Genomic DNA, 25,700 nt, shown 5'->3' with positions numbered 1-25,700 from the left:
GCTCCTCACTCGCGGGAGGGGCTGAATTTTCAGCCCCTCCGGCGCTTGAGGAGGCCTGTCCGGCAGGACTTTCGGGAAGGGGCGGGGAGGGGAGGAATCACGCCTGGCGCGGTGCGTTCGCGTGCTGGTCGAGGAAGGACGCGACCGCGGGGTTGCGGCGGTGGGGGAGCAGCACGCGCGCGGTGGTGGCCAGTATCGACTGGATGCGGGAGGACTGGACCTCGTCCAGAAGGTCGAGGACGCGGCCGCCCGCCGCCGCCGCCTCGTCCGGGCGCCCCGCGCGCGCCAGGTCGTCGGCCGCCTCGGCGGTGTAGAGCGCGATGTTCCGCGTGAAGTGCGGGGTCTGCGTGGTGGCGACATGGGCCGCGCGCTGGGCGTGCCGGGCGGCACGCCCCCACTGGCCGAGCGCCGACCAGCACTGCGCCTCCAGGCCCTCCAGCTCGGCCTCGTTGTAGAAGCTCATCCACTCCGGGTCCGCGTCCGTGCCGCCCCGGCTGAACAGGGCCTGCGCGCGGGCGAGCGCCTGCTCGCACCCGGAACGGTCACCGAGCAGCGCGTACGCTCCCGCCTCGCGCAGCGCGAGCAGCGAGAGCAGCCGCATCGAACCCCGGTCCCGCGCCGAACGCTGCGCCGCCTGCGCCGCCCGTACCGCCTCGCGCGGCCGGCCCGCGTCCCGCGCGAGGAACGACATGTTGCAGAAGGCGTGCGCCTCCAGGGACGCGTCGCCCGCCATCCGGGCCGTCGCGAGCGCCTCCGCGTAGTGCGAGCGCGCGTCGTCGAAACGGCCCGAGTCGTGCGCCAACCAGCCGACGGAGATGGCCAGTTCACCCGCTCCCGCGTGCAGCCGGTCCGATGTGGCCCGGCGCGCGGTGCCCGCGTCGAGCAGGGCGAACGCGTTGCGCAGCGGCAGTGACGCCCTGCGGTACAGGCCGTCGGCGCCGTGCCGGTCGTCGAGCAGCCTGATGCGGCGTACGGCCTCCTCGACCGCGTCGGCCTCGGTCTCGCCGACCCGGCGGGGTGCCGCGGCGGCCTCGGGCGTGAGGGGGCCCGTGAGCCCCAGGGAGGCGGCGGCCACGGTGGCCGTGCTCCCGGTCATGAATGCGCGACGCAGCACGTCGCTCTCCTCGGTGCTCGGATGCTCTGCGTTCAGCTGGTCGTGCGGAAACGGTCCCGCGTGGTCGTGCGGAAACGGTCCCGCGTGGTTGTGCGGAAACGGTCCCGCTTGGTCGTGCGGAAACGGTCCCGCATGGTTGTGCGGAAACGGTCCCGCACCGTGTCCGGCGCTCGGGCCGGTCCTGGCCCGCGCGGCCCGTCCCCGTACCGACTCGCGCGGCGCGAACCCCAGGTCGGCCAGCGTCCGGCCCGGGAACAGGTGCAGGAACACCCGCTCGTACGCGTAGTTGGGGCAGCGGATCTCGCCTGCCTCGACCCGGCCGATGTAGCGCGCGTCGCAGGCGACCCGCTCACCGATCTCCAGGCCGGCCCGGCGCACCGCGGCCGCGAACTCGCCAGGCGACAGCTGCCCGCGCAGCCGCCGGAAGGCGAGATTCGGCCGGGGAGACCCCGCTGACGATGTCATCGGTGACGACGCCATTGGCCAAACCCTCTCGTGCGGTTCGTGCCGGAGCGTGTGCCGTCACCGCCCCCTGTAGGGGGCGAAACGGTCCGGCTCCGACGGGGCACGAAAGTACCGGCTGTGACAGGACCGGTACGCACTGTTTAGCTACAAACCGGAAATCTCACGCCGGATCTGCCATGAACTGCCATCCGTTGAGGCGGTGTTGTGCCGTAGCCGTTGACAGCGGACCGCGTTGAACCATGCGGAGAAGGGGCTGTACCGCAGCCTTCGCGGACGAGGAGGGGTTTCCTTGCTGGAGGTGTACGGTCCGCCGCTCGGTTCGGAGTGCGACCTGTGCGACCTGGTGACCGTCCCCGCACGCCAGGGCCTGGAGGCCGTGGACATTCTGCGCCGGGGCCCCGCGCCCGCCGTCGGCCCGGTCCTGCACGACAACAGCTGCGACACCCTCGGCTTCCTGGTCCCGCCCGGCACCGCCGCCGCCTGGGACCTGCCGGGCAGCGCCTGTACGCAGACCTTCGGGTGCGCCGACCCCGCGCCGCCGGTCGCCGGGGCGGGCTGGCTCCTCCCGCCCGCCGACACCGGACCCGTCACCGATCCGACGATGCTGCGGGCCGCACTCGGCGAGGCGGCACGGCTCATCGAGGCGGCCGACAGCTGCCGTTGAGGCCCTGCGGCTGTACGGGCACGGGGCGCCGAGCCGGAATCCGTACGGGCGTCGATAATGGACGGATGGCCAGAAGGAAGCGCGACGCGGAAGCCGTCGTCGAAGAGGTGGACGGCGGACTGGCCGAGCTCATCCCGGACCCGGACCGCACGCGCGCGTGGACGCTGCTGGTCGACGGCGCACCGCAGTCCCACGTCGACCTCGACGACCCCGCCCACCTCGACTTCGCGTACCAGCGTCGGCTCGGCCACATCGTGGATCTGATCGCCCCCGCCGGCCGGCCCGTGCGTGCCGTGCACCTCGGCGGTGGTGCCTTCACGCTCGCCCGGTACGTCGCGGCGACCCGGCCCCGCTCCACCCAGCAGGTGGTCGAGCGGGACGCCGCGCTCGTCCAACTCGTCCGCCGCGAGCTGCCGTTGGACCCGCAGGCGCGGGTGCGGGTGCGGTCCGTCGACGCGCGCGACGGGCTCGCCAGGATCCCCGACGGCTGGGCCGACCTGGTCATCGCCGACGTCTTCAGCGCCGCCCGCACACCGGCGCACCTGACGAGCGCCGAGTTCCTCACGGACGTACGCCGTGTCCTCGCGCCCGGCGGGCACTACGCGGCGAACCTCGCCGACGGGCCGCCGCTCGCGCATCTGCGCCGGCAGATCGCCACCGCGGCCGGGCTCTTCCCCGAGCTGGCGCTCGCCGCGGATCCGGCTGTGCTGCGGGGGAAGCGGTTCGGCAATGCGGTGCTGCTGGCCTCGGACCTGGTGCTGCCCGTTGCCGAGCTGACCCGGCGGATCGCGGGGGATCCGCATCCGGGGCGGGTGGAGTCGGGGGCGGCGCTGGTGGACTTCACGGGTGGGGCGGTGCCCGTCACGGACGCGACGGCGTCGGCGTCCCCGGCTCCGCCGCCGGGGGTGTTCCGGTAACGGGTTGGGTGCGGGCGCGTTGCTTGTTCCCCTCCCCGCCCCTTCCCGAAAGTCCTGCCGGACAGGCCTCCTCAATCGCCGGAGGGGCTCAAAATTGAGCCCCTCCGGCGATTGAGGAGGTTCGGGAAGGGGCGGGGAGGGGAAAATTCAGCGCTCGTCCACCTCGACGCTCGGCGCATGATCGTGCCACGTGCAGAAGACCGAGACCTCGCGGCCGCCCTGGGTGAACGTGACGCGGATCCACTCCGGCTGCTTCCAGACCTGCATCTGCCAGCCCGAGTCGGGTGTCGCCGAGACCAGTTCGGCCGACTTCGAGCCCATCTCGAAGGCGACCCGGCCGCCCGCGACCGTGTAGGACTTCACGTTGCCCGAGGGGGAGCCCGTGCCGGGCTTCTTGCTCGGCGAGGGCTTGGTCGGTGACGGTGCCCTCGGCTTCGTGGACCGCTCCGGCGGAGCCGAAGCCTTCTCGGAGCCGCCCGGCTTCGGCGTCTCGCGCGGGCGGTGCGTGGACGAGGCCTGCGGGTGGGCCTCCTGCGGTGCGTCCTGAGAGGCGCCCGTGAGGGGCAGGGCCCGCGGCCGGTCGTACGCCGTGCCCGACATCACCGTGTGCACACCCCACCAGGACAGCGTGACCGCCGCCCCAGTGGCGAGCGTCCACGCCAGGCCGTGTACGAGTCCTCGTTGCCGCATCGCGGGCCATACTGCCCCATGGACCAGGGCCCTGTCCCGGGGCCTTCGGCCCGTGACCGCCGTCCCCCGTATGGCGTACGGTGCCGCCCATGGCAAGTGTGCTCGTCGTCGAGGACGACCAGTTCGTGCGCTCCGCCCTCATCCGGCACCTGACCGATGCCTCCCACACCGTACGGAGCGTCGGCACGGCCCTGGAGGCGCTGCGCGAGGTCGCCCATTTCCGCTTTGACGTGGTGATCCTCGACCTCGGTCTGCCCGATCTGGACGGCTCCGAGGCGCTGAAGATGCTCCGCGGCATCACCGACGTACCCGTGATCATCGCCACGGCGAGGGACGACGAGACCGAGATCGTCCGGCTCCTCAACGACGGCGCCGACGACTACCTCACCAAGCCGTTCTCCGTCGAGCACCTCTCCGCCCGGATGGCGGCCGTGCTTCGCCGCTCCGGTGCCGGGGGCGCCGCCGAAGCCCCGCTGTCCCGCGTCATCCGGGTCGGCGGGCTCGCCATCGACCCGCTGCGCCGCCAGGCCGAACTCGACGGGGCCCCGCTCGACCTCACCCGGCGCGAGTTCGACCTGCTGACGTTCCTCGCGGGCCGCCCCGGCGTCGTCGTACCCCGCAAGGAACTCCTCGCCGAGGTCTGGCAGCAGTCGTACGGCGACGACCAGACGATCGATGTCCATCTGTCCTGGCTGCGGCGGAAGTTGGGGGAGACGGCGGCGCGGCCGCGGTATCTGCACACGCTCCGCGGCGTCGGCGTCAAGCTGGAGCCCCCACAGGCCGGGCTGGAGCCCCCGCAGTGAGATGGGCTCTGGTCAAGGTGTGCCTGGCCGTCACCACGATGGTCGTCGTCGCCTTCGCGGTGCCGCTCGGCCTGGTGATCAGGGAGATGGCCGCCGACCGCGCCTACTCCAACGCCGAGCGCCAGGCCGCCGCCATCGGCCCCACCCTCTCCATCACCACCGACCGAGACCAGCTCACCCGCGCCGTCGCCTCCACCCAGGCGGGCGCCGCCGGGAAGATGGCCGTGCACATCCCGGCCGTCGGCGACGACCCGGCCCTTGAGATCGGCAGGCGCCGCGCCGCCCAGGCCGACCTGGACCGCACCCGGGAGATCGCCAGCCCCTCCATCGCGGACGCCCCCGACGGCAAGGCCCTGCTCCAGCCCACCGCGCTCGGCTCCGGCGAGATCGCGATCGTCGAGGTCTTCGTGCCCGAGGGCGAGTTGAGCAACGGCGTCGCCACGGCCTGGCTGGTGCTCGCGGGCGTCGGCGTCGCGCTCGTCATCGGCTCCGTGGCGGTCGCGGACCGGCTCGGCGTACGACTCATCCAGCCCGCCGAACGGCTCGCGGGCGCCGCGCACGACCTCGGCGAGGGCAAGCTCACCGCGCGTGTGCCCGAAGACGGGCCGACCGAGCTGAAGCAGGCCGCCGTCGCCTTCAACTCCATGGCCGATCAGGTCGTCCAACTCCTCGCCAACGAACGGGAGTTGGCCGCCGACCTGTCGCACCGCCTGCGCACCCCGCTGACCGTGCTCCGGCTCAACGCGGCCTCCCTCGGCGAGGGCCCGGCCGCCGACCAGACCCGGGCCGCCGTCGAGCAGCTGGAGTCCGAGGTCGACGCGATCATCCGCACCGCGCGCGAGGCCAAGCCCGCCCCCGTGGCCGGCGGTCCCGGCGCGGGCTGCGACGCGGCCGAGGTGATCCGGGAGCGGATGGCGTTCTGGTCGGCGCTCGCCGAGGACGAGTCGCGCAAGGTGCGGGTCGCCGGGGTGGACACACCCGTGCACGTCCCGGTGGCCCGCCCCGACCTGACCGCCTCCCTGGACGCGCTGCTCGGCAACGTCTTCCGGCACACGCCCGAGGGCACCGGCTTCGCGGTCGACGTGCACAGCGCCGAGGACGCGGTGATCGTGCTCGTCTCCGACGCGGGCCCCGGCATCCTCGACCCGGAGGCCGCGCTCGCCCGCGGCAGCGGCAAGGGCGACACCGTCGGCTCGACCGGCCTCGGGCTCGACATCGTCCGGCAGATGGCCGAGGCGACCGGCGGCGACGTCCGCATCGGCAGCTCCGTGCTCGGCGGTACGGAGGTCCGCATCTGGATACAGCTCGACGGCCGCCGCCCGGCCGCGGGCCGCCGCAGGCACCGGGGGACGGTACGCCGCAGGAGGGCCTCCGCCGCCAGGCCGTAGCACCTTTAACCGCCCCCGATGGCCTCCTTAAGCGCACCCTAAGAACCTCAACCCCCGCCCGGATCATGCCGATTGTCGGATTCCGGATCGCTAGCGTGCTGCCGCACCCCCACTCCCGTACAGCAGAGGCAGGCACGTTCATGAGCACGCATCGGCGCAGGATCAGCGGCAGGACCAAGGCGATCGGCGCGCTCTGCGCGGCGGCGGTCGCCGGGGGCGCCGCGTTCGCGCTCGGCGGGACCGCGATGGCCGGAAAGGGCGAGCAGGGCGCGGACGCCGAGACCGCCCGCTTCGCGCCCTTCGTCGACACCTCGCTCGCCCCCGCGTACGACCTGGTCGGCACCGCCGAGAAGACCGGCGTGAAGGAGTTCAACCTGGCCTTCGTCACCTCCGGCGGCGGCTGCGAGCCGCTGTGGGGCGGCAAGACGGCCCTCGGCGACGACCCGGTCGCCGCCCAGATAGCCGACCTGCGCGCGAAGGGCGGCGACGTCCGGGTCTCCTTCGGCGGCGCGGCCGGCTCCGAGCTGGCCCTCAACTGCTCCTCCGCCGAGGAGCTGGCGGCGGCGTACGGCAAGGTCGTCGAGGCGTATGACCTGAAGAAGGTCGACTTCGACATCGAGGGCGCGGCCCTGCCCGACACCGAGGCCAACACCCGCCGCGCCCAGGCGATCGCCGCGCTGCAGAAGGAACACCCCGACCTGGACGTCTCCTTCACGCTGCCCGTGATGCCCGAGGGCCTGACCGAGGCGGGCGTCGCGCTGGTCGAGGACGCGAAGAAGAACGGCGTGCGGGTGGACGCCGTCAACATCATGGCGATGGACTACGGGCCCGCCTACAGCGGCGACATGGGCGAGTACGCGATCCAGGCCGCCACCGCGACCCAGGGGCAGATCAAGTCCGCGCTCGGGCTCTCGGACGCGGAGGCCTGGCAGGCGGTCGCCGTCACCCCGATGATCGGCGTCAACGACGTCACGACGGAGATCTTCAAGCAGGACGACGCGGAGCAGCTCGTCGAGTTCGCGCGGGAGAAGAAGCTCGGGTGGCTGTCGATGTGGTCCGCGACCCGTGACAAGGCCTGCGAGGGCGGCTCGACGGAGGTCTCCCCGACCTGCTCCTCCATCGACCAGCAGCCGCTGGACTTCACGGAGACACTCGGCGCGTACAAGTAGCCCCCCACGGGCGCGCCCCGGCCGGTCTTCCCCCCCCCCCGGCCGGGGCGCGCGTCTCTTTGTTCCCCACCCCGCCCCTTCCCGAAAGTCCTGCGGACAGCTTCAGGGGCTCCGCCCCCGGACCCCCGCTCCTCAAACGCCGGAGGGGCTGATTTTGCCCCGGAGGGGCGGGTTTTTAAGGGGCGCGGGGCTGTGACATTAGCGGCTACGCCGCGGGGCGCGACCAGCCACGACGGCGCGACAGCCGAAAGACAGCCGAGAACGGGGTCCGGGGCGGAGCCCCGGTTATGGAAGCTTTCCGGTGGCCGCCACCCCCGCATACCACCGCCCACTCGACTTCACCGTCCGCTCCTGCGTCCCGTAGTCCACGTACACCGCCCCGAACCGCTTGCTGTAGCCGTACGCCCACTCGAAATTGTCGAGCAGCGACCACAGGAAATAGCCGCGCACGTCCGCGCCCGCCCGAAGGGCCTCGTGCACCGCCGCCAGGTGGGCGTGCAGATAGCGGATGCGGTCGGGATCGTGGACGCGGCCCTCGGCGTCCACGGAGTCCTCGTACGCCGCGCCGTTCTCGGTGACGTACAGCGGGACCCCGGGGGCCTCCGCGGTGTACCGGGTGAGCAGGTCGACCAGGCCGCTCGGGTCCACCGCCCAGTCCATGGCGGTGAGTTCACCCGGCACGCGGTGGAAGGCCACCCCGTCCGCGCCCGGCCAGGGCGAGTGCTCGCCGGCGTTGTGCCCGTCGTGGCGCGGGGCGGCCGGATCGGTGGCGGCGGAGACCACGGCGGGCGTGTAGTAGTTGATGCCGAGGAAGTCGAGCGGCTGCCTGATGGCCGCGAGGTCCCTGGGCCGTACGAAGGACCAGTCCGTCAGGCCCGCGGTGTCCGCGAGCAGATCGGAGGGGTACGCGCCCTTCAGGAGCGGCCCCGTGAACACCCGGTTGGCGAGCGCGTCGATGCGCCGGCGCGCGTCCAGGTCCTCCGGCGCGTCCGTCCGCGCGCGCACCGCGCTCGGGTTGAGGCAGATCCCGACCTGCGCCCGCGCGGGCAGCGCCGCGCGCAGCGCCTGCGCGCCGAGCCCGTGCGCGAGGTTCAGGTGGTGCGCCGCCCGCAGCGCGGCGACCGGGTCGGTGCGCCCCGGCGCGTGCACCCCGGAGCCGTACCCCAGAAACGCGCTGCACCACGGCTCGTTGAGCGTCGTCCACCGCTCGACCCGGTCGCCGAGCGCCTCGGCCACGATCCCCGCGTACTCGGCGAAGCGGTACGCCGTGTCCCGCTCCGGCCAGCCGCCGCCCGCGGCCGAGCCGCTGGGGAAGGACGTCTCCAGGTCCTGCGGCAGGTCCCAGTGGTAGAGGGTGGCCATCGGCTGGATGCCGTGGGCGAGCAGCTCGTCGACGAGCTCGCGGTAGAAGTCGAGGCCGCGCTGCACGGCGGGGCCTCGGCCGGTGGGCTGCACGCGCGGCCAGGACACCGAGAACCGGTAGGCGCCCAGGCCGAGTTCGGCCATCAGCCGGACGTCCTCGCGCCAGCGGTGGAAGTGGTCGCAGGCCACGTCCCCGGTGTCGCCGCCGAGCACCTTTCCCGGCGTACGGCTGAAGGTGTCCCAGATCGACGGCGTCCGGCCGCCCTCCTGGACGGCCCCCTCGATCTGGTACGCGGCGGTCGCGGCGCCCCACAGAAAGCCGGGCGGAAACCGGGTCGCCACGGCGGAGGCGGAGGCGGAAGCTGAGGTGGAGGCAGAGGCAGAGACTGCTACTGAGGTCACGGGAGCGCTCCCAAACGTCGTACGGACACTGAAGGGAAGGAGAGGGAAGGAGGCGTCAGCCCTTGACCGCGCCCTGCATGATCCCCCCGACGATCTGCTTGCCGAAGATCACGAAGGCGACGAGCAGCGGCAGCGTGCCGAGCAGGGCGCCCGCCATGATCACCGACTGGTCGGGGATGTAGCCGCGGCCGAGCCCGGTCAGGGCGACCTGCACGGTCGGACTGCCGTTCTGTGTCAGGGCGATGATCGGCCAGAAGAAGTCGTTCCACGCCTGGACGAAGGTGAGCATCGCGAGCACGGCCATCGCGGGCCGCGCAGCCGGAAACACGATGTGCCAGACCACCCGCAGACTGTTCGCCCCGTCCACCCGCGCCGCCTCGATCAGCTCGCTCGGCAGCGCCTGCAGCAGGTACTGCCGCATGAAGAACACCCCGAAAGCGCTGACCAGCGTCGGCAGGATCACGGCCTGCAGATGGTCCGTCCACCGCAGCTCGGCGATCAGCATGTAGAGTGGTACGACGCCGAGTTGGGGCGGCACCATCATCGTGCCGATCACCAGAAGCATCAGAAGGTTCTTGAAGCGGAAGCGCAGCTTGGCGAAGGCGAAGCCGGCGAGCGTGGAGAACAGCACCGTGCCGGCGGCGATCGAACCGGCCACCACCGTGGTGTTCAGCAGGGCCGTGCCCATGTTGGCGTCGGTCCAGGCGATCTCCAGGTTCTTGAAGAGATTGCTCCCGAACCAGAACGGCGGCGGCGTCTGCGCAAGGCGCGTGTTGTTGCGCGACGCGGCGATCGCCGTCCACACCAGCGGGAAGAGCGAGACCGCGGTGAACACGATCAGGACCGCGTACGTCCACCGCCCGCCGTGCAGCTGCCGTCCGGCCCGTGGCCCCCGCCCCGCCGAACGGCCCCTGTCGGCAAGGGACTTCACGACGGCACTCATGCGGCGCCCCTCTCGTTCTTGCGCAGCCGGTGGACGATCAGCCAGTTGACCGCGCCGATGAGCAGCAGGATCAGGAACATCGTCCAGGCGATGGCCGAGGCCCGGCCGAGGTGCAGATTCACCCAGCCCTGCTCGTACAGATAGAGGCCGAGGGTCTGGAACTGATGGCTCGGGCCGCCGCTTGCGCCCGCGCTGCCGTTGAACAGCAGAGGCTCACCGAAGAGCTGGATCGCGCCGATCGTCGACACCACGCAGGTGAAGAGGATCGTCGGCCGCAGCGAGGGCAGGGTGACATGCAGGAACTGCTGCCAGCGCGAGGCGCCGTCGAGCGCCGCCGACTCGTACAGATCGGCCGGGATGGACTGCATCGCGGCCAGGTAGATCAGCGCGTTGTAGCCCGTCCAGCGCCAGATGACGATCGTGGAGACCGCGAGCTTGGACGTCCAGTCCCCGTTCTGCCAGTCGACGCCGTCGAAGCCGACCAGGCCGAGCGCCCAGTTGATCATTCCGTAGTCGCGCCCGAAGAGCAGCACGAACACCAGCGTCGCGGCGGCCACCGACGTCGCGTACGGGGTGAGTGCCGCGACCCGGAAGAACATCGAGCCGCGCAGCCGGTAGTTGAGGAGATGCGCGATGCCGAGCGCCATGAGCAGCTGCGGAACCGTGGAGAGCAGGCCGATGGTGACCGTATTGAGCAGCGCGTTCCAGAAGAAGTCGTCGTCGAGCAGCCGCGAGAAGTTCCGCAGCCCCACCCACTCCATGTCCGTCGGCGCGGTCAGCTCCACCCGGTGCAGCGAGGCCCAGCCGGTGTAGAGCAGCGGGAAGAGCCCGAACGCGGCGAAGAAGACGAAGAACGGCGCGATGAACGCGTACGGACTCCACCGCACGTCCCGCCGGTAGCGCCGGCTGCGCCGCTCGCGTGCCTCCGACTCGGCGGCGTGCCCGGCTTGGTACGCGACCGGTACGGCATCGGCCGGGGCCGCGCCCTCCTCCCCCCGGGCGGGCGCGGCTGCCTGGGATTCACTGGCCATCGGTCACTGGTCCAGCGCGTTGTCGATCGCCTTCACGGCGGCCTTCCAGCCGTCCTCGGGCGAGGTGCCCTTCTGGTCGACCTGGAGCATGCCGACGTCCGCCAGGTTCTGGGCGATGATCAGGTCCTTCGGGCCGAGGATCTGCACGGGCGCGCCCTCGGCGGCCTTGGCGAAGATCTTGCCGATGGGGGCGTCGTCGAAGTACGCGCTCTTCGAGCCGGCCACCACCGGCAGGTCGTACGCGGCCGAGGCGCTCGGGAAGCTGCCCTGCTGGTCGAAGAGCTTGGCCTGCTGCTCGGGCGCGGTCAGCCAGGCGGCGAGCTCGGCCGCCTCCTCGGTGTTCTTCCCGGCCTTCGGCACGGTGAGGAACGACCCGCCCCAGTTGCCGGGCTTCGGCGCCTGCGCGACGTCCCACTGGTCGGCGCCCTTCTCGCCCGCCTTGGACTTGATGTAGCCGAGCATCCAGGCGGGGCAGGACACGGTGGCGAAGGTGCCGTTCGCGTACCCCTGGTCCCAAGTCGGCTGGAACTGCTGGAGTTTGGCGGTCAGGCCCTCGGTGGCGAACTCGGCGGCGAGGTCCCAGGCCTCTTTGACGCGCGGGTTGGACTTGTAGACGACCTCGCCGGACTTGTCGTAGAAGCGTTCCTCGTAGCTGCCCGTGACGGCGGCCATCACGCCGGCGGCGGAGTCGACGAACGCCTTGCCCTCGGGCGCCTTCTTCTTGAACTCCTTGCCGACCTCCAGGTACTTCTCCCAGTCGCCCGCCCACAGCTTGCCGACGGCCTCGCGGTCGGTGGGCAGCCCGGCCTTCTCGAACAGGTCCTTGCGGTAGCAGATCCCCTGCGGCCCGATGTCGGTGCCGAGCCCGACGGTGGCGCCGTCCTTCGTCGTCCCCTGCTGCCACTTCCAGTCCAGATACGCGTCCTTCGAGACGCCGGGCGCCTTGCCGAGGTCGACGAGCTTGTCGGACTGGGTCGCGACGATCTCCGCGATGTTGTTGACCTCGACGGCCTGGATGTCGGCGAGCCCGCTGCCTGAGCCGAGGTGGGTGAGCAGCTGCGGGTAGTAGTTCTCGTTGCGCTCGATGGAGGTCTGCTTGATGACGACGTCCGGGTTCTGCTCCATGTACTCGTCGTAGAGCCCGGCCTCCTTCAGGCCGAACACCCCGAAGACCCCGACGGTCAGCGTGGTCTTCCCGGCGCCGTCGCCACCGCCGGACGAGGCACCGGATTCACCGGGGTCCTCGGCGCAGCCGCCGAGCAGCGAGACGCCGAGGGTGACGACGGCAGCCAGGGCCACCGCCCGCGTACGGGTCGTGGTGCGCATTGCGTCCTCCAATGTGCCCAGAGGTGCCGGGAAACGTCCAACTTCTGTCAGCAGCAAGGTCGTTGGAGCGCCGGCTCGGGCGGGGAACGTGCGGGTTGTGTATGCGTCCGGTACGGTGGGAGCGCTCCCACCGTGATGTGTTGAAGCGTTGCGGCTCCCCAGGGGGGTGTCAAGGCGACCGACGTCGGGAGTTCGTTCGGTTACCCGGCTGTTAGGTTCCGGTCATCCCGGTGCGGGTTCCCGGGCGGTCGGTTTCGGTGGGGAGGCAGGCATGGCGGTGCGAGAGCCGCGTGGCAGGGGCGGGCGGCGGCCCACCCTGGAGCAGGTGGCGGAGCGCGCGGGGGTGGGCCGCGGCACGGTGTCCCGCGTGATCAACGGCTCGCCCCGGGTGAGCGACCGGACCAGGGCCCTGGTCGAGGCGGCCGTGGCGGAGCTGGGATACGTACCGAACACGGCGGCCCGCGCCCTGGCCGCCGACCGTACCGACGCCATCGCCCTGGTCGTACCCGAGCCGGAGCGGCGCTTCTTCGCCGAGCCGTACTTCTCCGAGATCATCCAGGGCGTCGGCCAGGCCCTCGCCGAGACCGAGGTGCAGCTGCTGCTCACGTTCGCGGGCGGCCACAAGGAGCGCAGGCGCCTCGCCCAGTACCTCGGCGCGCAGCGCGTGGACGGCGTGCTCCTCGTCTCGGTGCACGCGGGCGATCCGCTGCCCGACCTGGTGGACCAGCTGGGCGTCCCGGCGGTGATCAGCGGCCGACGCAGCGCCGACGAGCGGCTGCCGTCGGTGGACTCGGACAACTTCGGCGGCGGCCGGGCGGCCGTGGAGCACCTCGTCGAGCGCGGCCGCCGCACGATCGCCCTAATCACCGGGCCGCTCGACGTGTACGGAGCGCGCCGCCGCCACGAGGGCTGCCTCGCGGCCCTGGAGGCGGCGGGCCGCGCGGCCGACCCGGAGTTGGTCGCGGCGGGCGACTTCACGGAGGAGGGCGGCCGCCGCGCGATGGCCGAGCTGCTCGCCCGCCGCCCGGACCTGGACGCGGTCTTCGCGGGCTCCGACGTGATGGCGGGCGGAGCCCGGCTGGTGCTGCGGGAGGCGGGCCGCCGAATACCTCAGGACGTGGCCCTCGTCGGGTACGACGACTCGGTGATCGCCCGCCATATGGAGCCGACCCTGACGAGCGTGCGGCAGCCGATCGCGGAGATGGGCCGGGAGATGACGCGGCTGCTCCTGGACGAGATCGCCCACCGCTCGGCTGACCGCCCGGCCTCGGCGACGGGGGAGCGGCGCCAGCTGGTGCTGGCCACGGAACTGGTCGTGCGGGACTCGTCGTGAGCCCTGGGCCCTCGTCGCCCTCGTCGCGCGTGAGGGCCGGAAACGCATCAAGGTCCGGCCTTTCGGCCGGACCTTGATCCTTGAGGGTGAGTGACGGGACTTGAACCCGCGGCCACCTGGACCACAACCAGGTGCTCTACCAACTGAGCTACACCCACCATGACCGGTCGTTTTTCCGACCGGCCGAGAAAAAGTGTACAGGGTCCGAAGGGGTGCTCGCGCCCGCCTTTTCCGGGGGCCGGGATCGGGGCCCGCAGGCACCCCGATCACCGGCTTCCGGGCGAGCGGAACCGCTACTCGGCGGGCTCGGCGGGCAGCACGTACTTCGCCGCGATGGCCTTGGCCGTGTCCGAGTCCGGGCCGGGCTGCGGGACGAAGACCGCCTCGCGGTAGTACCGCAGCTCCGCGATGGACTCGCGGATGTCGGAGAGGGCCCGGTGGTTGCCGTTCTTCTCCGGGCTGTTGAAGTACGCCCGCGGGTACCAGCGCCGGGACAGCTCCTTGATGGAGGAGACGTCCACGATGCGGTAGTGCAGGTAGTCCTCCAGGGTCGGCATGTCCCGCAGCAGGAAGCCGCGGTCGGTGCCGACCGAGTTCCCGCAGAGCGGCGCCTTGCCGGGCTCCTTGACGTGCTCACGTACGTACGCGAGCACCTGCTCCTCGGCGTCGGCGAGGGTGGTGCCGGACGCCAGCTCGTCGAGGAGGCCCGAGGCGGTGTGCATGGTGCGCACCACCTCGGGCATCGTCCCGAGGGCCGCGTCCGGCGGGCGGATCACGATGTCCACGCCTTCGCCGAGCACGTTGAGCTCCGAGTCGGTGACCAGCGCGGCCACCTCGATAAGTGCGTCGTCCGTCAGCGAGAGCCCGGTCATCTCGCAGTCGATCCACACCATGCGATCGTTCATGCGTCTCACCCTACGGGGCGTTCCCGCTGACCGGGGAGCGTCGCGCGAGCGGCGGCATACAGATCGGAGGCGTGTCTGCCGGTGTCGGCCGCGGCCGTGGCGCCCGGCAGCCCGAACGAGCCGGCCGCGGCCGCGCGCCGGGACTGCGAGGGCAGCGGTCCTGGGCCCTCCACCACGTCGGCCGGCTTCTCGTTCTGCGGCCTGCGGGCGCGGTACGCGGCCCGGTAGGCGGCGGGCGAGGAGCCGAGCTGGCGGCGGAAGTGGCCGCGCAGCGCCACCGGCGAGCGGAACCCGCAGCGTCCGGCGACCTCGTCGACGGAGTAGTCGGAGGTCTCCAGGAGCCGTTGGGCCTGCAGTACCCGCTGGGTGATCAGCCACTGCAGGGGGGCGCTTCCGGTGAGCGAGCGGAACCTGCGGTCGAAGGTCCGCCGGCTCATGTACGCGCGCGCCGCGAGCGTCTCCACGTCGAACTGCTCGTGGAGGTGCTCCAGGGCCCAGGCGACGACCTCGGCGAGCGGGTCGGCGCCGATCTCCTCCGGTAAAGACCTGTCGAGGTAGCGCTCCTGGCCGCCGGTGCGCCGGGGTGGCACGACGAGCCTGCGGGCGAGTGCCCCGGCGGCCTCCGTGCCGTGGTCGGTGCGCACGATGTGCAGGCACAGGTCGATGCCCGCGGCCGTGCCCGCCGAGGTGAGGACGTCCCCGTCGTCCACGAAGAGTTCGCGCGGGTCGACGTGGACGGACGGGTAGCGCTTGGCGAGCGTCGGTGCGTACATCCAGTGGGTGGTGGCGGGGCGGCCGTCGAGCAGGCCGGCGGCCGCGAGGACGAACGCTCCGGTGCACAACCCGACGATGCGCGCGCCTTCTTCGTGCGCCCGGCGCAGCGCGTCGAGGGCTTCCTCCGGCGGTGGTGAGGTGATCGAGCGCCAGGCCGGCACGACGACCGTGCCCGCCCGCGCGATGGCCTCCAGGCCGTGGGGCGCGGTGAGTTCGAGTCCCCCCGTGGTGCGCAGCGGGCCGTCCTCGCCCGCGCACACGAGAAGTCGGTACCGCGGCACTCCGGCGTCCTGGCGGTCGATGCCGAAGACGGAGAGCGGTATGGAGCTCTCGAAGATGGGTCCGCCGCTGAACAGCAGCACGGCGACGATTTCTCTGCGCCGGCGCCCGGAGAGCTTGCGCACTGCGCCCTCCGGTGCGGCTGCGGAGTCGTGGGTCACGGTGCTAAGCCCCCCTCGGTGGTCGCGGCGCCCCTCACTTGCCGGGCCTGTCGCTCTTGCACACTGCTTCTAGACTTCACAGCCCCTCGGTCCTGCACGAGTCCCCCGCCCAGACGGTCATGATCGAATCTACTGTGTCTCGTAGCGTCCTCGTGACCAGTTCAGCACCAGGCTCAATGTCGACAATGCAAGGTGGCGTGAAGCTTTCGATCACGAAGCGTGGCACTCAAGCGCGTTCCGCGGAAGGGTGCAGTGGGCCGGTGGCCGGTCCCCGTAGGGGCAAGAGGCCTTCCGGAGGGCATGTGGCGCTGCTGAAACGGGTGTTGGGGGAGGGGTGGACCACGGGGGACACGCCGCCGCCAGTTTGGCTGAAAAGAAGCGAAAGGGCCCGGCTCATTCACGTCCACGGTGCGAGCGGTTCAGGCCGCCCGCCGATCGCCCTGCCGGGCGTGGGCTCCGCCCGGCCTCTCGGCCTCGTCCGGCGTCCCGTTCTGTTCCGCGAGCAAACTGGCGGCGCTCCGCTCGGACCTACGGAGCAGTATCCGGCAGACCCCGGTGACCGCCACGAGCCCGAGCGCCGCCCAGACGGCCCCGCCGATCGACGTCCCGTACACGACAAGCACCACCGGGACGAGTACGCAGCTGAACGCGGCCCAGGCGACGACGTCCCCCGAGGAGGTGCGGGCAGGAGGATCGGGGGTGGACGCGGGGTGCGGCCTTGGCACGGGGTTGCTCCCTGGGGCTCGGGTTCACGCCTTCAACGCGCGGCGAAGCGGCCAGGTCACTGGGGTGGTCACCGCCCGTGGTGAGGACGTGGCATATCTCGCCGACGTGCGGGTAACGGCTTGGGGGCAGAAGCCTGTACGGGGCAGCGACCGTTGCGATACCGGGCGGGCTCGTGCATGCTCCCGGGGAACGCGGCGGACGCCGCCTCGGGACCTGGGCAGGAGAGGAGTGTCGCCGTACCCTTGGGGGTATGGGGTTGGGAAGATGTTTCCCGGCCACGGCTTCAGGCCGTGTGCCGCTCCTGCTCGATGAACCCGATGAAAAGTCGCCCCTCTCACCGAGGACTTCCTTCAGCCGAGACACCGATGGCCGGTCACGAATTCCCCGAACCCGCAGACCGCAAGCGGCAGGTCGCCGATCCTTCGACGCCGCGGGCGGAGCCCCAACCGCGCCATTCCTGCGATCCCGCCTTCAAGCACGGCGTAGTCGTCGGCTTCGACGGCTCCACGTCCAGTGAACGCGCCCTCGCGTACGCCATCGGCATGGCCAGCCGCTCCGGCTCGGGCCTGATCATCGTGCACGTCGCCAACCGGCTGCCCACCACGGTGTGGGCGGGCTGCGAACCCCCGGTCTTCGTCGACGTCCCGGACCACCGCACCGAGGTGCTCGGCCTCGAACTGGCCTGCGCGGAGTACCTCTCCGAGGTGCCGTGGATCCTGGTCGAGCGCGGCGGGGACATCTGCCACGAACTCGAAGAGGTCGGCCGGGAGTACGAGGCGGACGCGATCGTCGTCGGCTCCACGCACGGCCTCGTGGGCCGCATCTTCGGCTCGGTCGCGGGCCGGCTCGCACGCCGGGCGCAGCGCCCCGTGATCGTCATTCCGTAACGCGAGTCCCCCAATACCCGTCTTCCGGCGGCGAGTTCGTTACGTACCCGCTGAAACTACCCGCGCGTAGAGGTGCTTTGTGCCTTTGTGAAGGGTACGTATGTCACGGAGCGTGCTGCCGGGCCGGAGGGTGACGGCCGCCGGCTGAGGCAGCGTCCAGGGCCGGGGTAATGGGCGACCCCGGCCACCCGAAAGAACGACCCCCTGTGTGCAAGGTGGCGCACACAGGGGGTCGTTCACGTCGCGGGCTCCTACTCGACGGTGACCGACTTGGCCAGGTTGCGCGGCTTGTCGATGTCCCGGCCAAGGCTCAACGCCGTGTGGTAGGCGAGGAGTTGGAGCGGGATGCCCATGAGGATCGGGTCCAGCTCCGGCTCGTTCTTCGGGACGACGATGGTGTGGTCGGCCTTCTCCTGCTCCTGGTGCGCGACGGCGAGGATGCGGCCGCTGCGGGCCTTGATCTCCTCCAGGGCGGCGCGGTTCTTCTCAAGCAGGTCGTCGTCCGGGACGATCGCGACGGTCGGCAGGGCGGGCTCGATCAGGGCGAGCGGGCCGTGCTTCAACTCCGAGGCGGGGTACGCCTCGGCGTGGATGTACGAGATCTCCTTGAGCTTGAGCGAGGCCTCAAGGGCGACCGGGTAGCCGCGCACCCGGCCGATGAACATCATCGACTTGGCGTCGGCGTACTGGTCGGCGAGCTTCTTGATCTCGGCCTCCGACTCCAGGATCTCGGAGATCTGCTCGGGCAGCTTGCGCAGGCCCTCGATGATCCGCTTGCCGTCGGAGACCGACAGGTCGCGGATCCGGCCCAGGTGCAGGGCGAGCAGCGCGAACGCGACGACGGTGTTGGTGAAGCACTTGGTGGAGACGACGCAGACCTCGGGCCCGGCGTGCACGTACATGCCGCCGTCGGCCTCGCGGGCGATGGCCGAGCCGACCACGTTGACGACACCGAGGACGCGGGCGCCCTTGCGCTTCAGCTCCTGCACGGCGGCGAGCACGTCGTACGTCTCCCCGGACTGGGAGACCGCGACGTAGAGGGTGTCGGGGTCGACGACCGGATTGCGGTAGCGGAACTCCGAGGCGGGCTCGGCGTCGGCGGGGACGCGGGCGAGCGACTCGATGAGGCCGGCGCCGATCAGGCCCGCGTGGTACGAGGTGCCGCAGCCGAGGATCTTGATGCGGCGGATGGTGCGGGCCTCGCGGGCGTCCAGGTTGAGGCCGCCGAGGTGCACCGTGGAGAAGCGGTCGTCGATCCGGCCGCGCAGGACGCGGTCCACGGCGTCGGGCTGCTCGCTGATCTCCTTGTGCATGTACGTGTCATGGCCGCCCATGTCGTACGACTCGGCCTCCCACTCCACGGTGGTGGGCTCGGCGGTCGTGCGGGTGCCCGAGGTGGTGTACGTACGGAAGTCGTCGGCCTTGATCGTGGCCATCTCGCCGTCGTCCAGGGTGACGATCTGGCGGGTGTGGGAGACGAGCGCGGCGACGTCCGAGGCGACGAACATCTCCTTCTCGCCGATGCCGAGGACGACCGGGGAGCCGTTGCGGGCGACGACGATGCGGTCCGGGAAGTCGGCGTGCAGGACGGCGACGCCGTACGTGCCCTCGATCAGCTTCAGGGACTGGCGGACCTTCTCCTCCAGGCTGTCCGCGTCGCTGCGGGCGATCAGGTGGGTGAGGACCTCGGTGTCGGTCTCGGAGAGGAACTCGACGCCCTCGGCGGTGAGTTTGGCGCGCAGGTCGGAGGCGTTGTCGATGATGCCGTTGTGGACGACGGCGACCTTGCCCTCGGCGTCCAGGTGCGGGTGCGCGTTCTCGTCGGAGGGGGCGCCGTGGGTGGCCCAGCGGGTGTGGGCGATGCCGGTGGTGCCGGCGAAGCGCTTGGGGACGCGGGCCTCCAGGTCGCGGACGCGGCCCTTGGCCTTGACCATCTTCAGGCCGGAGGCCTTGGGGCTGGTGACGACGACGCCGGCCGAGTCGTAGCCGCGGTACTCCAGGCGCTGCAGGCCTTCGAGCAGAAGGGGGGCCACGTCACGCTTGCCGATATATCCGACGATTCCGCACATTTGGGTGTGTTTCCCCTAGCCGTAGACGATGCGGCGCAGCTGCCTCAGCGAGAGCTCGGGCGGCGCGACCGCGCGGTAGCGCAGATCTGTGGAGATCTGCTCGAAGATCGCCGCGTTCACCAGGCCCTGACCCTGGAGTTCGCGGTGGCGGCGACGGACGAATTCCTCGGTCGTCTCGTCGAAGTAGGCGAGCACGTCCTGGACCACGCGCAGTGCTTCGCCCCGCTGGAGCGGGGTGCTGCGGGTCAGGTGGTCGATGAGGTCGTCGTGCACCCGTTGATCCTGGGGGATCGAGGTTCGGTACGCAAGAATCCTGCCCGCTTTCGGGCACCCGCGTGTCTTTTCCCCTCCCCGCCCCTTCCCGAAAGCCTGCGGCGCCGTTTCGGGGGCCAGCCCCCGGACCCCCGCTCCTCAAGCGCCGGAGGGGCTGGATATTGCGGGTGTGGGCTGGAAACGACGGCGCATCGCATGCGCCGCGGCATCGCGCATCACATCCGCCGCAGCACCGCCTGCTTCGCCGCCGTGAACTCTTCCTCCGTCAGTACGCCTGACTTGTGTAGATCGCCCAGTTCGCGGAGGCGGCGGAGGAGGAGGTCGTGGTCGTCGGTGGAGTCGGCCGGGGGGAGGGAGGGGGTCCCGGGGAGTGCCGCCGGGTGTGGGAGGCGGGCCTGGACCGCGGCCGCGACCAGGGACATCAGCGGGTCCTTCTTGAAGCCGAACAGCTCGACGGCGTTCGGGTCGTACTTGGGCGGGGCCTTCGTCGCCGCGTTCTTCACGGAGAAGCGGAGGTAGCCGTTCTCAAGGCCCGCCGACGGCTGCCAGTCGACCGCCGTGATGTCGCCGAGTGCGAGCGTGCGGGCGCCCGCGGCCGACTTGGCCTCCTCGGTGTTCCACTTCCACTCCAGGCGGACCGTCTCCCCGTCGAAGCTCGCCGTCCCGTCGCCCGCCGTGACCGACAGCGGTACGAACGGGCCGGGCAGCAGGTACTCCGTACAGCCCGAGGCCGGCACCTGCTCCAGGGTGAGGGAGGTGCGGACCTCGTCCACCAGGTACTCGGCGACGCCGTACCGGTCCGGCTCCACCGTCAGGCGGTACGGGTCCGCCGTGTCCGCGAACTTGCCGCCCGCCACCTGGAGCAGCGGATCCGCGCCGTCCCGCAGCCGGAGCCGGAGGCGGCCCGCCTTCTTGCCCTGCTCGAACGAGATCCCCGCCAACGCCCGTACGGGAACCTCCAGTTCGCCCAGGGTCTTGCGGAGCAGGCTGACGCTCTTGTCGTGGCCCGGGACGATGCGCAGGGTGTCGCCGTCGAAGGTCCAGGTGCCGTCCCGCTGGATGATTTCCGCCATGGCCCGATTCTGGCATCAGGTCGGCCTCAAGTGGTCTACACCTTGACCGCCGTTGGGTCGCACGGTACCCATGGGGACCGTTCTTGCCCACAGTTGCGCAGCCCCGTCGAAGGGACCGCTTGTGACGCACGTGAGACCGCACAGAACAACTCCGCGCCTGTTGGGCGCCCTCCTTCTTGTCGCCGCCGCGGGGTTCTCCTGCCTCGCCGCGGCCCCGCAGAGCGCGGCGCGGCCCGCCGCCCCCGTCCCGCTCGGCCAGGTCGTGCCCGCGCCCGCGAAGGTCCAGGCGGGCGGGGCCCCGTACGAGATCGACGCGCGGACCCGGATCCGGGTCGAGGACGACTCGCGGGCGGCGAGGCGGGTCGGTGAGCAGCTGGCCGCGCTGCTGCGGCCCGCCACCGGGCACCGGCTTCCGGTCACCGACGACGAGGGGCGGGACGGCATCCGGCTCCGACTCTCGGGCAAGGCCAGGGAGTTGGGGAGCGAGGGGTACCGGCTGCGGTCCGGTCCGCGCTCCGTGACCATCACCGCGCACAAGGACGCCGGGCTCTTCCGCGGCGTGCAGACCCTGCGCCAGCAGCTGCCACCGAAGGTCGAGAAGCGCACGAAGCAGACCGGTCCGTGGCGGGTCGCGGGCGGCACCGTCGAGGACACCCCGCGCTTCGAGTACCGGGGCGCGATGCTGGACGTGTCCCGGCACTTCTTCACCGTCGAGCAGGTGAAGCGGTACATCGACCAGATGGCGATGTACAAGATCAACAAGCTGCATCTGCACCTCAGCGACGACCAGGGCTGGCGCATCGCCATCGACTCCTGGCCGAACCTCACCAAGCACGGCGGCTCCACGCAGGTCGGCGGCGGGCCCGGCGGCTTCTACACCAAGGAGGAGTACAAGGAGATCGTCGCCTACGCGAGCGACCGGTTCCTGGAGGTGATCCCGGAGATCGACATGCCGGGCCACACCAACGCCGCGCTCTCCTCGTACGCCGAGCTGAACTGCGACGGGGTCGCGCCGCCGCTCTACACCGGCACCGAGGTCGGCTTCAGCTCGCTGTGCGTGCCGAAGGAGGTCACGTACGACTTCGTCGACGATGTGGTGCGCGAGATCGCCGCGCTGACGCCCGGGCGGTACCTCCACATCGGCGGGGACGAGGCGCACTCGACCAGTCACGAGGACTACGTGACGTTCATGGAGCGGGTCCAGCCGGTCGTCGCCAAGTACGGGAAGACCGTGATCGGCTGGCATCAGCTGACCGGGGCGAAGCCCGCTCCCGGGGCCGTCGCGCAGTACTGGGGGTACGACAAGACCGGGCAGGCCGAGCGGGACCAGGTCGTGAACGCGGCGAAGAGCGGTACGCGGCTGGTGCTTTCGCCCGCGGACCGGGCGTACATCGACATGAAGTACAACCCGCAGACGCCGTACGGGCTTTCGTGGGCGGGATACGTCGAGGTGGACCGGTCGTACGACTGGGATCCCGGCACGTATCTCGCCGGGGCGCCGGAGGAGTCGATCCTGGGCGTCGAGGCGCCGCTGTGGAGCGAGAACGTGTCCGAGAGCGCGCACATCGAGTACATGGCGTTTCCCCGGCTGCCGGGGATTGCCGAGCTGGGGTGGTCGCCTGCGTCCACGCACGACTGGGACACCTACAAGGTGCGGCTTGCGGAGCAGGGGCCCCGGTGGGACGCGTTGGGGATGAACTATTACCGGTCGCCGAAGGTGCCGTGGCCTGCGGCCTGAGCTGAGTTTGTCGGCTGCGGGTTCGTCGTGGCTGGTTGCGCAGTTCCCCGCGCCCCTATCGGGGGCACGGGGAACTGCCCAAGCAGTTACGAACGGCGTCCTCTCCTCAACTGCCATACGAAGTAAGGCGTTCCGATCAGGGCCGCCAGCAGTCCCGACGGGATTTCCGCCGGGGCCATCGCCACTCGGCCCACCACGTCGGCCGCCACCATCAGGGTCGCGCCGAGTACCGCTGCCGTGGGGAGGAGGCGGTGGGTGCGGGAGCCCGTGAGGATGCGGGCCGCGTGCGGGGCGACCAGGCCGACGAAGGCGACCGTGCCGACCACCGCCACCGCGCACGCCGCGAGCGCCACCGCCAGTGTGAGGACCGCGAGGCGGGTGCGTTCCAGGGGGACGCCGAGGGTGCGCGGGGTGTCCTCGCCGAGGGCCAGGAGGTCCATGCGGCGGAAGGAGAGCAGGAGGAGCGGGATGCCCACCACCGCCACCACCGCGAGGAGCGACAGGTCCGTCGTGTCCCGCGCGTACGTCGAGCCCGACAGCCACGTCAGGGCCTGCGCGACCTGGAAACGGGCGCCCGCCACCAGGTAGTTGGTGGCCGCCGTCGTCAGCGCGAAGCAGCCGATGCCGACGAGGACCAGGCGTTCCGGGGCCACCGAACCCTTCTGGCGGGACAGCGAGTACGTCAGCGCGAACGCCGCCGTACCGCCGATCAGCGCGGCGACCGGGAGCATCGCGTACGGCACCGCGGGCAGGGCCACCAGGATCAGGGCCGCGCCGAAGCCCGCGCCGCCGCTGACGCCCATCACCGTCAGGTCGGCGAGCGGGTTGCGGGAGACCGTCTGGACGATGCCGCCCGCGACGGCGAGCAGCGCGCCCGCGAGGGCGGCCACGAGCAGGCGGGGCAGGCGGTACTCCAGGACGACCGGTCCGAGGAGCGCGTCCCCGCCGCCGGTGAGGATCTGCGGGATCTGCGACCAGGGCACCGAGATGTCGCCGAGGACGAGTCCCGCGTAGAGGAGGACACAGAGCGCCAGGCTGCCTACCGCGAGGACCGCCGGGAAGGAGAGGCGGCGGCGGCCGGGGGCCAGGACCGTTCCGGGGGCGGCCGGTTCGGCGGGCAGGCGGCGCGCCAGCCACAGGAAGACCGGGGCGCCGAAGAGGGCCGTCACGACGCCGGCCGGGACCTCGTTGCCCGTCGGGGACGTGACGCGGGCGAGCAGGTCGGCGGCGAGCAGCAGGGTCGCGCCCCACAGCATCGCCGCGGGCAGCAGCACCGCGTGCTTGCGGACGCCCGCGAACCGCACCAGGTGCGGGGCGGCCAGGCCGATGAAGCCGATCGGGCCGGTCACCGAGACCGCGATCGCCGCCATGAGGACGGAGAGCAGCACGGTGAGCAGCCGCGTGCGGCCCACGTGCACGCCGAGGGCGCGGGCCGTCTCGTCGCCGGTGCCGAGGATGTCGAGGGAGCGGGCGAGCAGCAGGCCTGCGAGCAGTCCGGCGCCGAGCAGGGGGAGTACGGCCAGGGAGCGGTCGCTGTCGGCGACCGCGAGGGAGCCGTGGCCCCAGAAGAAGATCGCGCCCGTCTCCTCCTGGAAGAGCATGACGAGTACGGCCGTCACCGACGACAGGGCGAGGGTGACGGAGACGCCCGCCAGGACCAGGTGCGCGGGCCGGCCGCGCGAGCCGCCCGCCACCGTGTGCACAAGCGCGGCCGCGAGCAGCCCGCCGATGAACGCGACGCCGCCGCGCGGCAGATCACCGAGGGACAGGCCGGTGATCGCGGCCACGGCCACCGCGAGATAGGCGCCCGCCGTCACGCCGAGGGTGTCGGGCGCGGCCAGCGGATTGCGTACGGAGGACTGGAGCAGCGCACCCGACAGGGCGAAGGCGGCACCGGCCGCCAGGCCCGCGAGTGTGCGCGGCAGGCGGCCGCCGAGCAGCACGGACCGCGCGTCCGCGTCGTCGGAGCCGAAGAGCAGCCCGACGAGGTCGAAGAGGCCGGTGTCGCTGCGGCCGTGGCCGAGGTGGAGCGCCGTCACCAGGAGCAGGGCGAGCACACCGCCCAGAACGACCGCGACCGGCCCGGACAGCGAGCGCGCTGTCCGGACCGGGGCGGAGACGTCCACGGGCTTCTCGGGAGCTGTGGAGGTGGTGGAGGTCATGGAACCTGTTCGGTCAGTCGGTGAGTGCCGCGGCGATCTCGTCGGCCGCCTGGGCCGTCGAGTACGGGCCGCCGAAGAACCAGGTGCCGGGGTCCAGGGCGTGCACCCGGTCCTTCTTCACGAAGTCCAGGTTCTTCCACAGGGCGTTCTTCGGCAGGGACTTGGCGAACACGTCGTCGTTCTTCGCGGCGACATAGGCGAGCGAGGACTTCTCGACCGGCTTGAAGCCCTCGACGTCCACCTTGCTCATGCCGTACGCGTCGGACTTGCCGGTCCAGCCGTTCTTCAGGCCGAGCTTCGGCAGCAGCGCGCCCGGGATGGTCGAGTCGGTGAGGATCTCCACGGTGGCGGCGCCGTCGGTGGTGTAGCCGCGGGCGACGGTGACCTTCTCGCCGGCCTTGCCGCCGTCGGCCAGCTTCTTCTTGGCCGCGGCGATCTTGCCGTCCAGCTCCTTCAGCGCCTTGTCCGCCGCGTCCTCCTTGCCTGTGGCGGTGCCGAGGGTCTTCAGCGTCGTCCGCATCTCCTCGAACTCGCTGTCCGTGGCGTACGGGTCGAACATCAGCGTCGGCGCGATCTCGTTGAGCTGCTTGTAGTTCGCCTCGGAGCGGATCTTCGACGTGACGATCAGGTCCGGCTTCAGCGCCTTGATGGACTCCAGGCTGGGCGCCTGACGGGTGCCGACGTCCTTGGTGGACTTCTCGAAGCGCGGCCCTGCGGTCACCCACTGGTTGTACTGCTTGATGTCGGCGACACCGGCGGGCTGCACACCGAGCGCGAGGAGGTCCTCCGCGTACGTCCACTCCAGGGCGACGACCTTCTTCGCCGGGCCGTCGAGCTTCTGCTCGCCCTTGATGTCCTTGACGGTGATCGAGCCCTTGCCGGAGCCGGACGAGTCCTTCTTGTCGCTGCCGCCGCCCCCGGCCTGCTCCGCGGCGGAGCCGCAGGCGGAGGCGGTGAGGGCGAGGGCGGACGCGGCCACCAGGGCGGTGACGGTTCTACGCATGGTGCTACGCATGGATGCGGTTCCTAAACGGGAGTGGGTGAGC

21 protein-coding genes, 1 tRNA gene and 1 pseudogene are annotated in these 25,700 nt (G+C 71.5%); 8 read left to right on the top strand and 15 right to left on the bottom strand.

The features are described from left to right. Positions 1–97: 97 nt before the first annotated feature. Positions 98–1,594 (bottom strand): hypothetical protein, encoded by a 1,497-nt coding sequence (locus tag QIT00_RS31635; protein ID WP_282538895.1) that lies wholly within the window; start codon positions 1,592–1,594, stop codon positions 98–100. 274 nt (positions 1,595–1,868) lie between these two features. Between QIT00_RS31635 and QIT00_RS31630 the strand changes: the two genes are divergently transcribed. Together QIT00_RS31630 and QIT00_RS31625 are read left to right on the top strand one after the other, a co-directional pair. Then, on the top strand, positions 1,869–2,243 hold the full coding sequence (locus QIT00_RS31630; protein WP_282538894.1) for a hypothetical protein: 375 nt from the start codon (positions 1,869–1,871) through the stop codon (positions 2,241–2,243). A gap of 65 nt (positions 2,244–2,308) precedes the next feature. Further along, positions 2,309–3,160: a spermidine synthase gene (locus QIT00_RS31625; protein ID WP_282538893.1), complete on the top strand. Its 852-nt coding sequence runs from the start codon at positions 2,309–2,311 to the stop codon at positions 3,158–3,160. Positions 3,161–3,307: 147 nt separating this feature from the next. Here QIT00_RS31625 and QIT00_RS31620 read toward each other — a convergent pair whose 3' ends face one another. Beyond that, the gene (locus tag QIT00_RS31620) at positions 3,308–3,850 is read right to left on the bottom strand and encodes a hypothetical protein (protein ID WP_282538892.1); all 543 of its coding nucleotides are present in this window, start codon (positions 3,848–3,850) and stop codon (positions 3,308–3,310) included. A gap of 89 nt (positions 3,851–3,939) precedes the next feature. Between QIT00_RS31620 and QIT00_RS31615 the strand changes: the two genes are divergently transcribed. The 3 genes and pseudogenes from QIT00_RS31615 to QIT00_RS31605 form a co-directional block, all read left to right on the top strand. Further along, the gene (locus QIT00_RS31615; protein ID WP_282538891.1) at positions 3,940–4,653 is read left to right on the top strand and encodes a response regulator transcription factor; all 714 of its coding nucleotides are present in this window, start codon (positions 3,940–3,942) and stop codon (positions 4,651–4,653) included. Next, positions 4,650–6,041, top strand: a complete 1,392-nt coding sequence (locus QIT00_RS31610; protein WP_282538890.1) for a HAMP domain-containing sensor histidine kinase — start codon at positions 4,650–4,652, stop codon at positions 6,039–6,041. Before QIT00_RS31615 ends, QIT00_RS31610 begins: the two co-directional genes overlap by 4 nt. 266 nt (positions 6,042–6,307) lie before the next feature. Beyond that, positions 6,308–7,210: pseudogene (locus QIT00_RS31605) on the top strand (chitinase); the annotation flags it as partial. Between the two features lie 285 nt (positions 7,211–7,495). Here QIT00_RS31605 and QIT00_RS31600 read toward each other — a convergent pair. The 4 genes from QIT00_RS31600 to QIT00_RS31585 all read right to left on the bottom strand — a co-directional run bounded on the left by QIT00_RS31600 (position 7,496) and on the right by QIT00_RS31585 (position 12,274). Further along, the gene (locus QIT00_RS31600; protein ID WP_282538888.1) at positions 7,496–8,914 is read right to left on the bottom strand and encodes a GH1 family beta-glucosidase; all 1,419 of its coding nucleotides are present in this window, start codon (positions 8,912–8,914) and stop codon (positions 7,496–7,498) included. 115 nt (positions 8,915–9,029) lie between these two features. Continuing rightward, positions 9,030–9,917 (bottom strand): carbohydrate ABC transporter permease, encoded by an 888-nt coding sequence (locus QIT00_RS31595; RefSeq protein WP_282538887.1) that lies wholly within the window; start codon positions 9,915–9,917, stop codon positions 9,030–9,032. Next, on the bottom strand, positions 9,914–10,948 hold the full coding sequence (locus tag QIT00_RS31590; protein ID WP_282538886.1) for a carbohydrate ABC transporter permease: 1,035 nt from the start codon (positions 10,946–10,948) through the stop codon (positions 9,914–9,916). The genes QIT00_RS31595 and QIT00_RS31590 overlap by 4 nt, the downstream gene beginning before the upstream one ends. A gap of 3 nt (positions 10,949–10,951) precedes the next feature. Next, positions 10,952–12,274: an ABC transporter substrate-binding protein gene (locus QIT00_RS31585; protein WP_282538885.1), complete on the bottom strand. Its 1,323-nt coding sequence runs from the start codon at positions 12,272–12,274 to the stop codon at positions 10,952–10,954. Positions 12,275–12,545: 271 nt separating this feature from the next. Between QIT00_RS31585 and QIT00_RS31580 the strand changes: the two genes are divergently transcribed. Further along, positions 12,546–13,607: a LacI family DNA-binding transcriptional regulator gene (locus QIT00_RS31580; protein WP_282538884.1), complete on the top strand. Its 1,062-nt coding sequence runs from the start codon at positions 12,546–12,548 to the stop codon at positions 13,605–13,607. A gap of 85 nt (positions 13,608–13,692) precedes the next feature. Here the strand turns inward: QIT00_RS31580 and QIT00_RS31575 are convergent. The 4 genes from QIT00_RS31575 to QIT00_RS31560 form a co-directional block, all read right to left on the bottom strand. Further along, a tRNA-His gene (locus tag QIT00_RS31575) sits at positions 13,693–13,765 on the bottom strand. Between the two features lie 135 nt (positions 13,766–13,900). Next, complete coding sequence (gene orn / locus QIT00_RS31570) at positions 13,901–14,512, bottom strand: oligoribonuclease (RefSeq protein ID WP_282538883.1); 612 nt, start codon at positions 14,510–14,512, stop codon at positions 13,901–13,903. 5 nt (positions 14,513–14,517) lie between these two features. Beyond that, positions 14,518–15,726, bottom strand: a complete 1,209-nt coding sequence (locus tag QIT00_RS31565) for a helix-turn-helix domain-containing protein (RefSeq protein WP_282538882.1) — start codon at positions 15,724–15,726, stop codon at positions 14,518–14,520. A 419-nt stretch (positions 15,727–16,145) separates the two neighbouring features. Beyond that, positions 16,146–16,451, bottom strand: coding sequence for a hypothetical protein (locus QIT00_RS31560; protein ID WP_282538881.1), 306 nt, complete (start codon positions 16,449–16,451; stop codon positions 16,146–16,148). Between the two features lie 366 nt (positions 16,452–16,817). Between QIT00_RS31560 and QIT00_RS31555 the strand changes: the two genes are divergently transcribed. After that, complete coding sequence (locus QIT00_RS31555) at positions 16,818–17,339, top strand: universal stress protein (protein WP_282538880.1); 522 nt, start codon at positions 16,818–16,820, stop codon at positions 17,337–17,339. Between the two features lie 251 nt (positions 17,340–17,590). Here the strand turns inward: QIT00_RS31555 and glmS are convergent, their stop codons facing one another. The 3 genes from glmS to QIT00_RS31540 all read right to left on the bottom strand — a co-directional run bounded on the left by glmS (position 17,591) and on the right by QIT00_RS31540 (position 20,754). Beyond that, positions 17,591–19,408, bottom strand: a complete 1,818-nt coding sequence (gene glmS, locus QIT00_RS31550) for a glutamine--fructose-6-phosphate transaminase (isomerizing) (protein ID WP_282538879.1) — start codon at positions 19,406–19,408, stop codon at positions 17,591–17,593. A gap of 15 nt (positions 19,409–19,423) precedes the next feature. After that, positions 19,424–19,681, bottom strand: coding sequence for a hypothetical protein (locus tag QIT00_RS31545; RefSeq protein ID WP_282538878.1), 258 nt, complete (start codon positions 19,679–19,681; stop codon positions 19,424–19,426). Positions 19,682–19,896: 215 nt separating this feature from the next. Further along, on the bottom strand, positions 19,897–20,754 hold the full coding sequence (locus QIT00_RS31540; protein ID WP_282538877.1) for a DUF4429 domain-containing protein: 858 nt from the start codon (positions 20,752–20,754) through the stop codon (positions 19,897–19,899). Positions 20,755–20,884: 130 nt separating this feature from the next. Between QIT00_RS31540 and QIT00_RS31535 the strand changes: the two genes are divergently transcribed. Continuing rightward, on the top strand, positions 20,885–22,492 hold the full coding sequence (locus tag QIT00_RS31535; RefSeq protein WP_282538899.1) for a beta-N-acetylhexosaminidase: 1,608 nt from the start codon (positions 20,885–20,887) through the stop codon (positions 22,490–22,492). Between the two features lie 86 nt (positions 22,493–22,578). Here QIT00_RS31535 and QIT00_RS31530 read toward each other — a convergent pair whose 3' ends face one another. Both QIT00_RS31530 and QIT00_RS31525 read right to left on the bottom strand, forming a co-directional pair. Next, entirely contained in the window at positions 22,579–24,654 is a 2,076-nt protein-coding gene (locus QIT00_RS31530) for an iron ABC transporter permease (protein ID WP_282538876.1), read from the bottom strand. 13 nt (positions 24,655–24,667) lie between these two features. Further along, positions 24,668–25,669 (bottom strand): ABC transporter substrate-binding protein, encoded by a 1,002-nt coding sequence (locus tag QIT00_RS31525; protein ID WP_282538875.1) that lies wholly within the window; start codon positions 25,667–25,669, stop codon positions 24,668–24,670. Between the last annotated feature and the right edge of the window lie 31 nt (positions 25,670–25,700).

This window comes from Streptomyces luteolus, assembly GCF_029968015.1.
In the GTDB taxonomy this organism is placed as follows: Bacteria; Actinomycetota; Actinomycetes; order Streptomycetales; family Streptomycetaceae; genus Streptomyces; species Streptomyces luteolus.
Note: the sequence above shows the minus strand (reverse complement) of the source record. Positions and strands in the feature narration are given on the sequence as shown.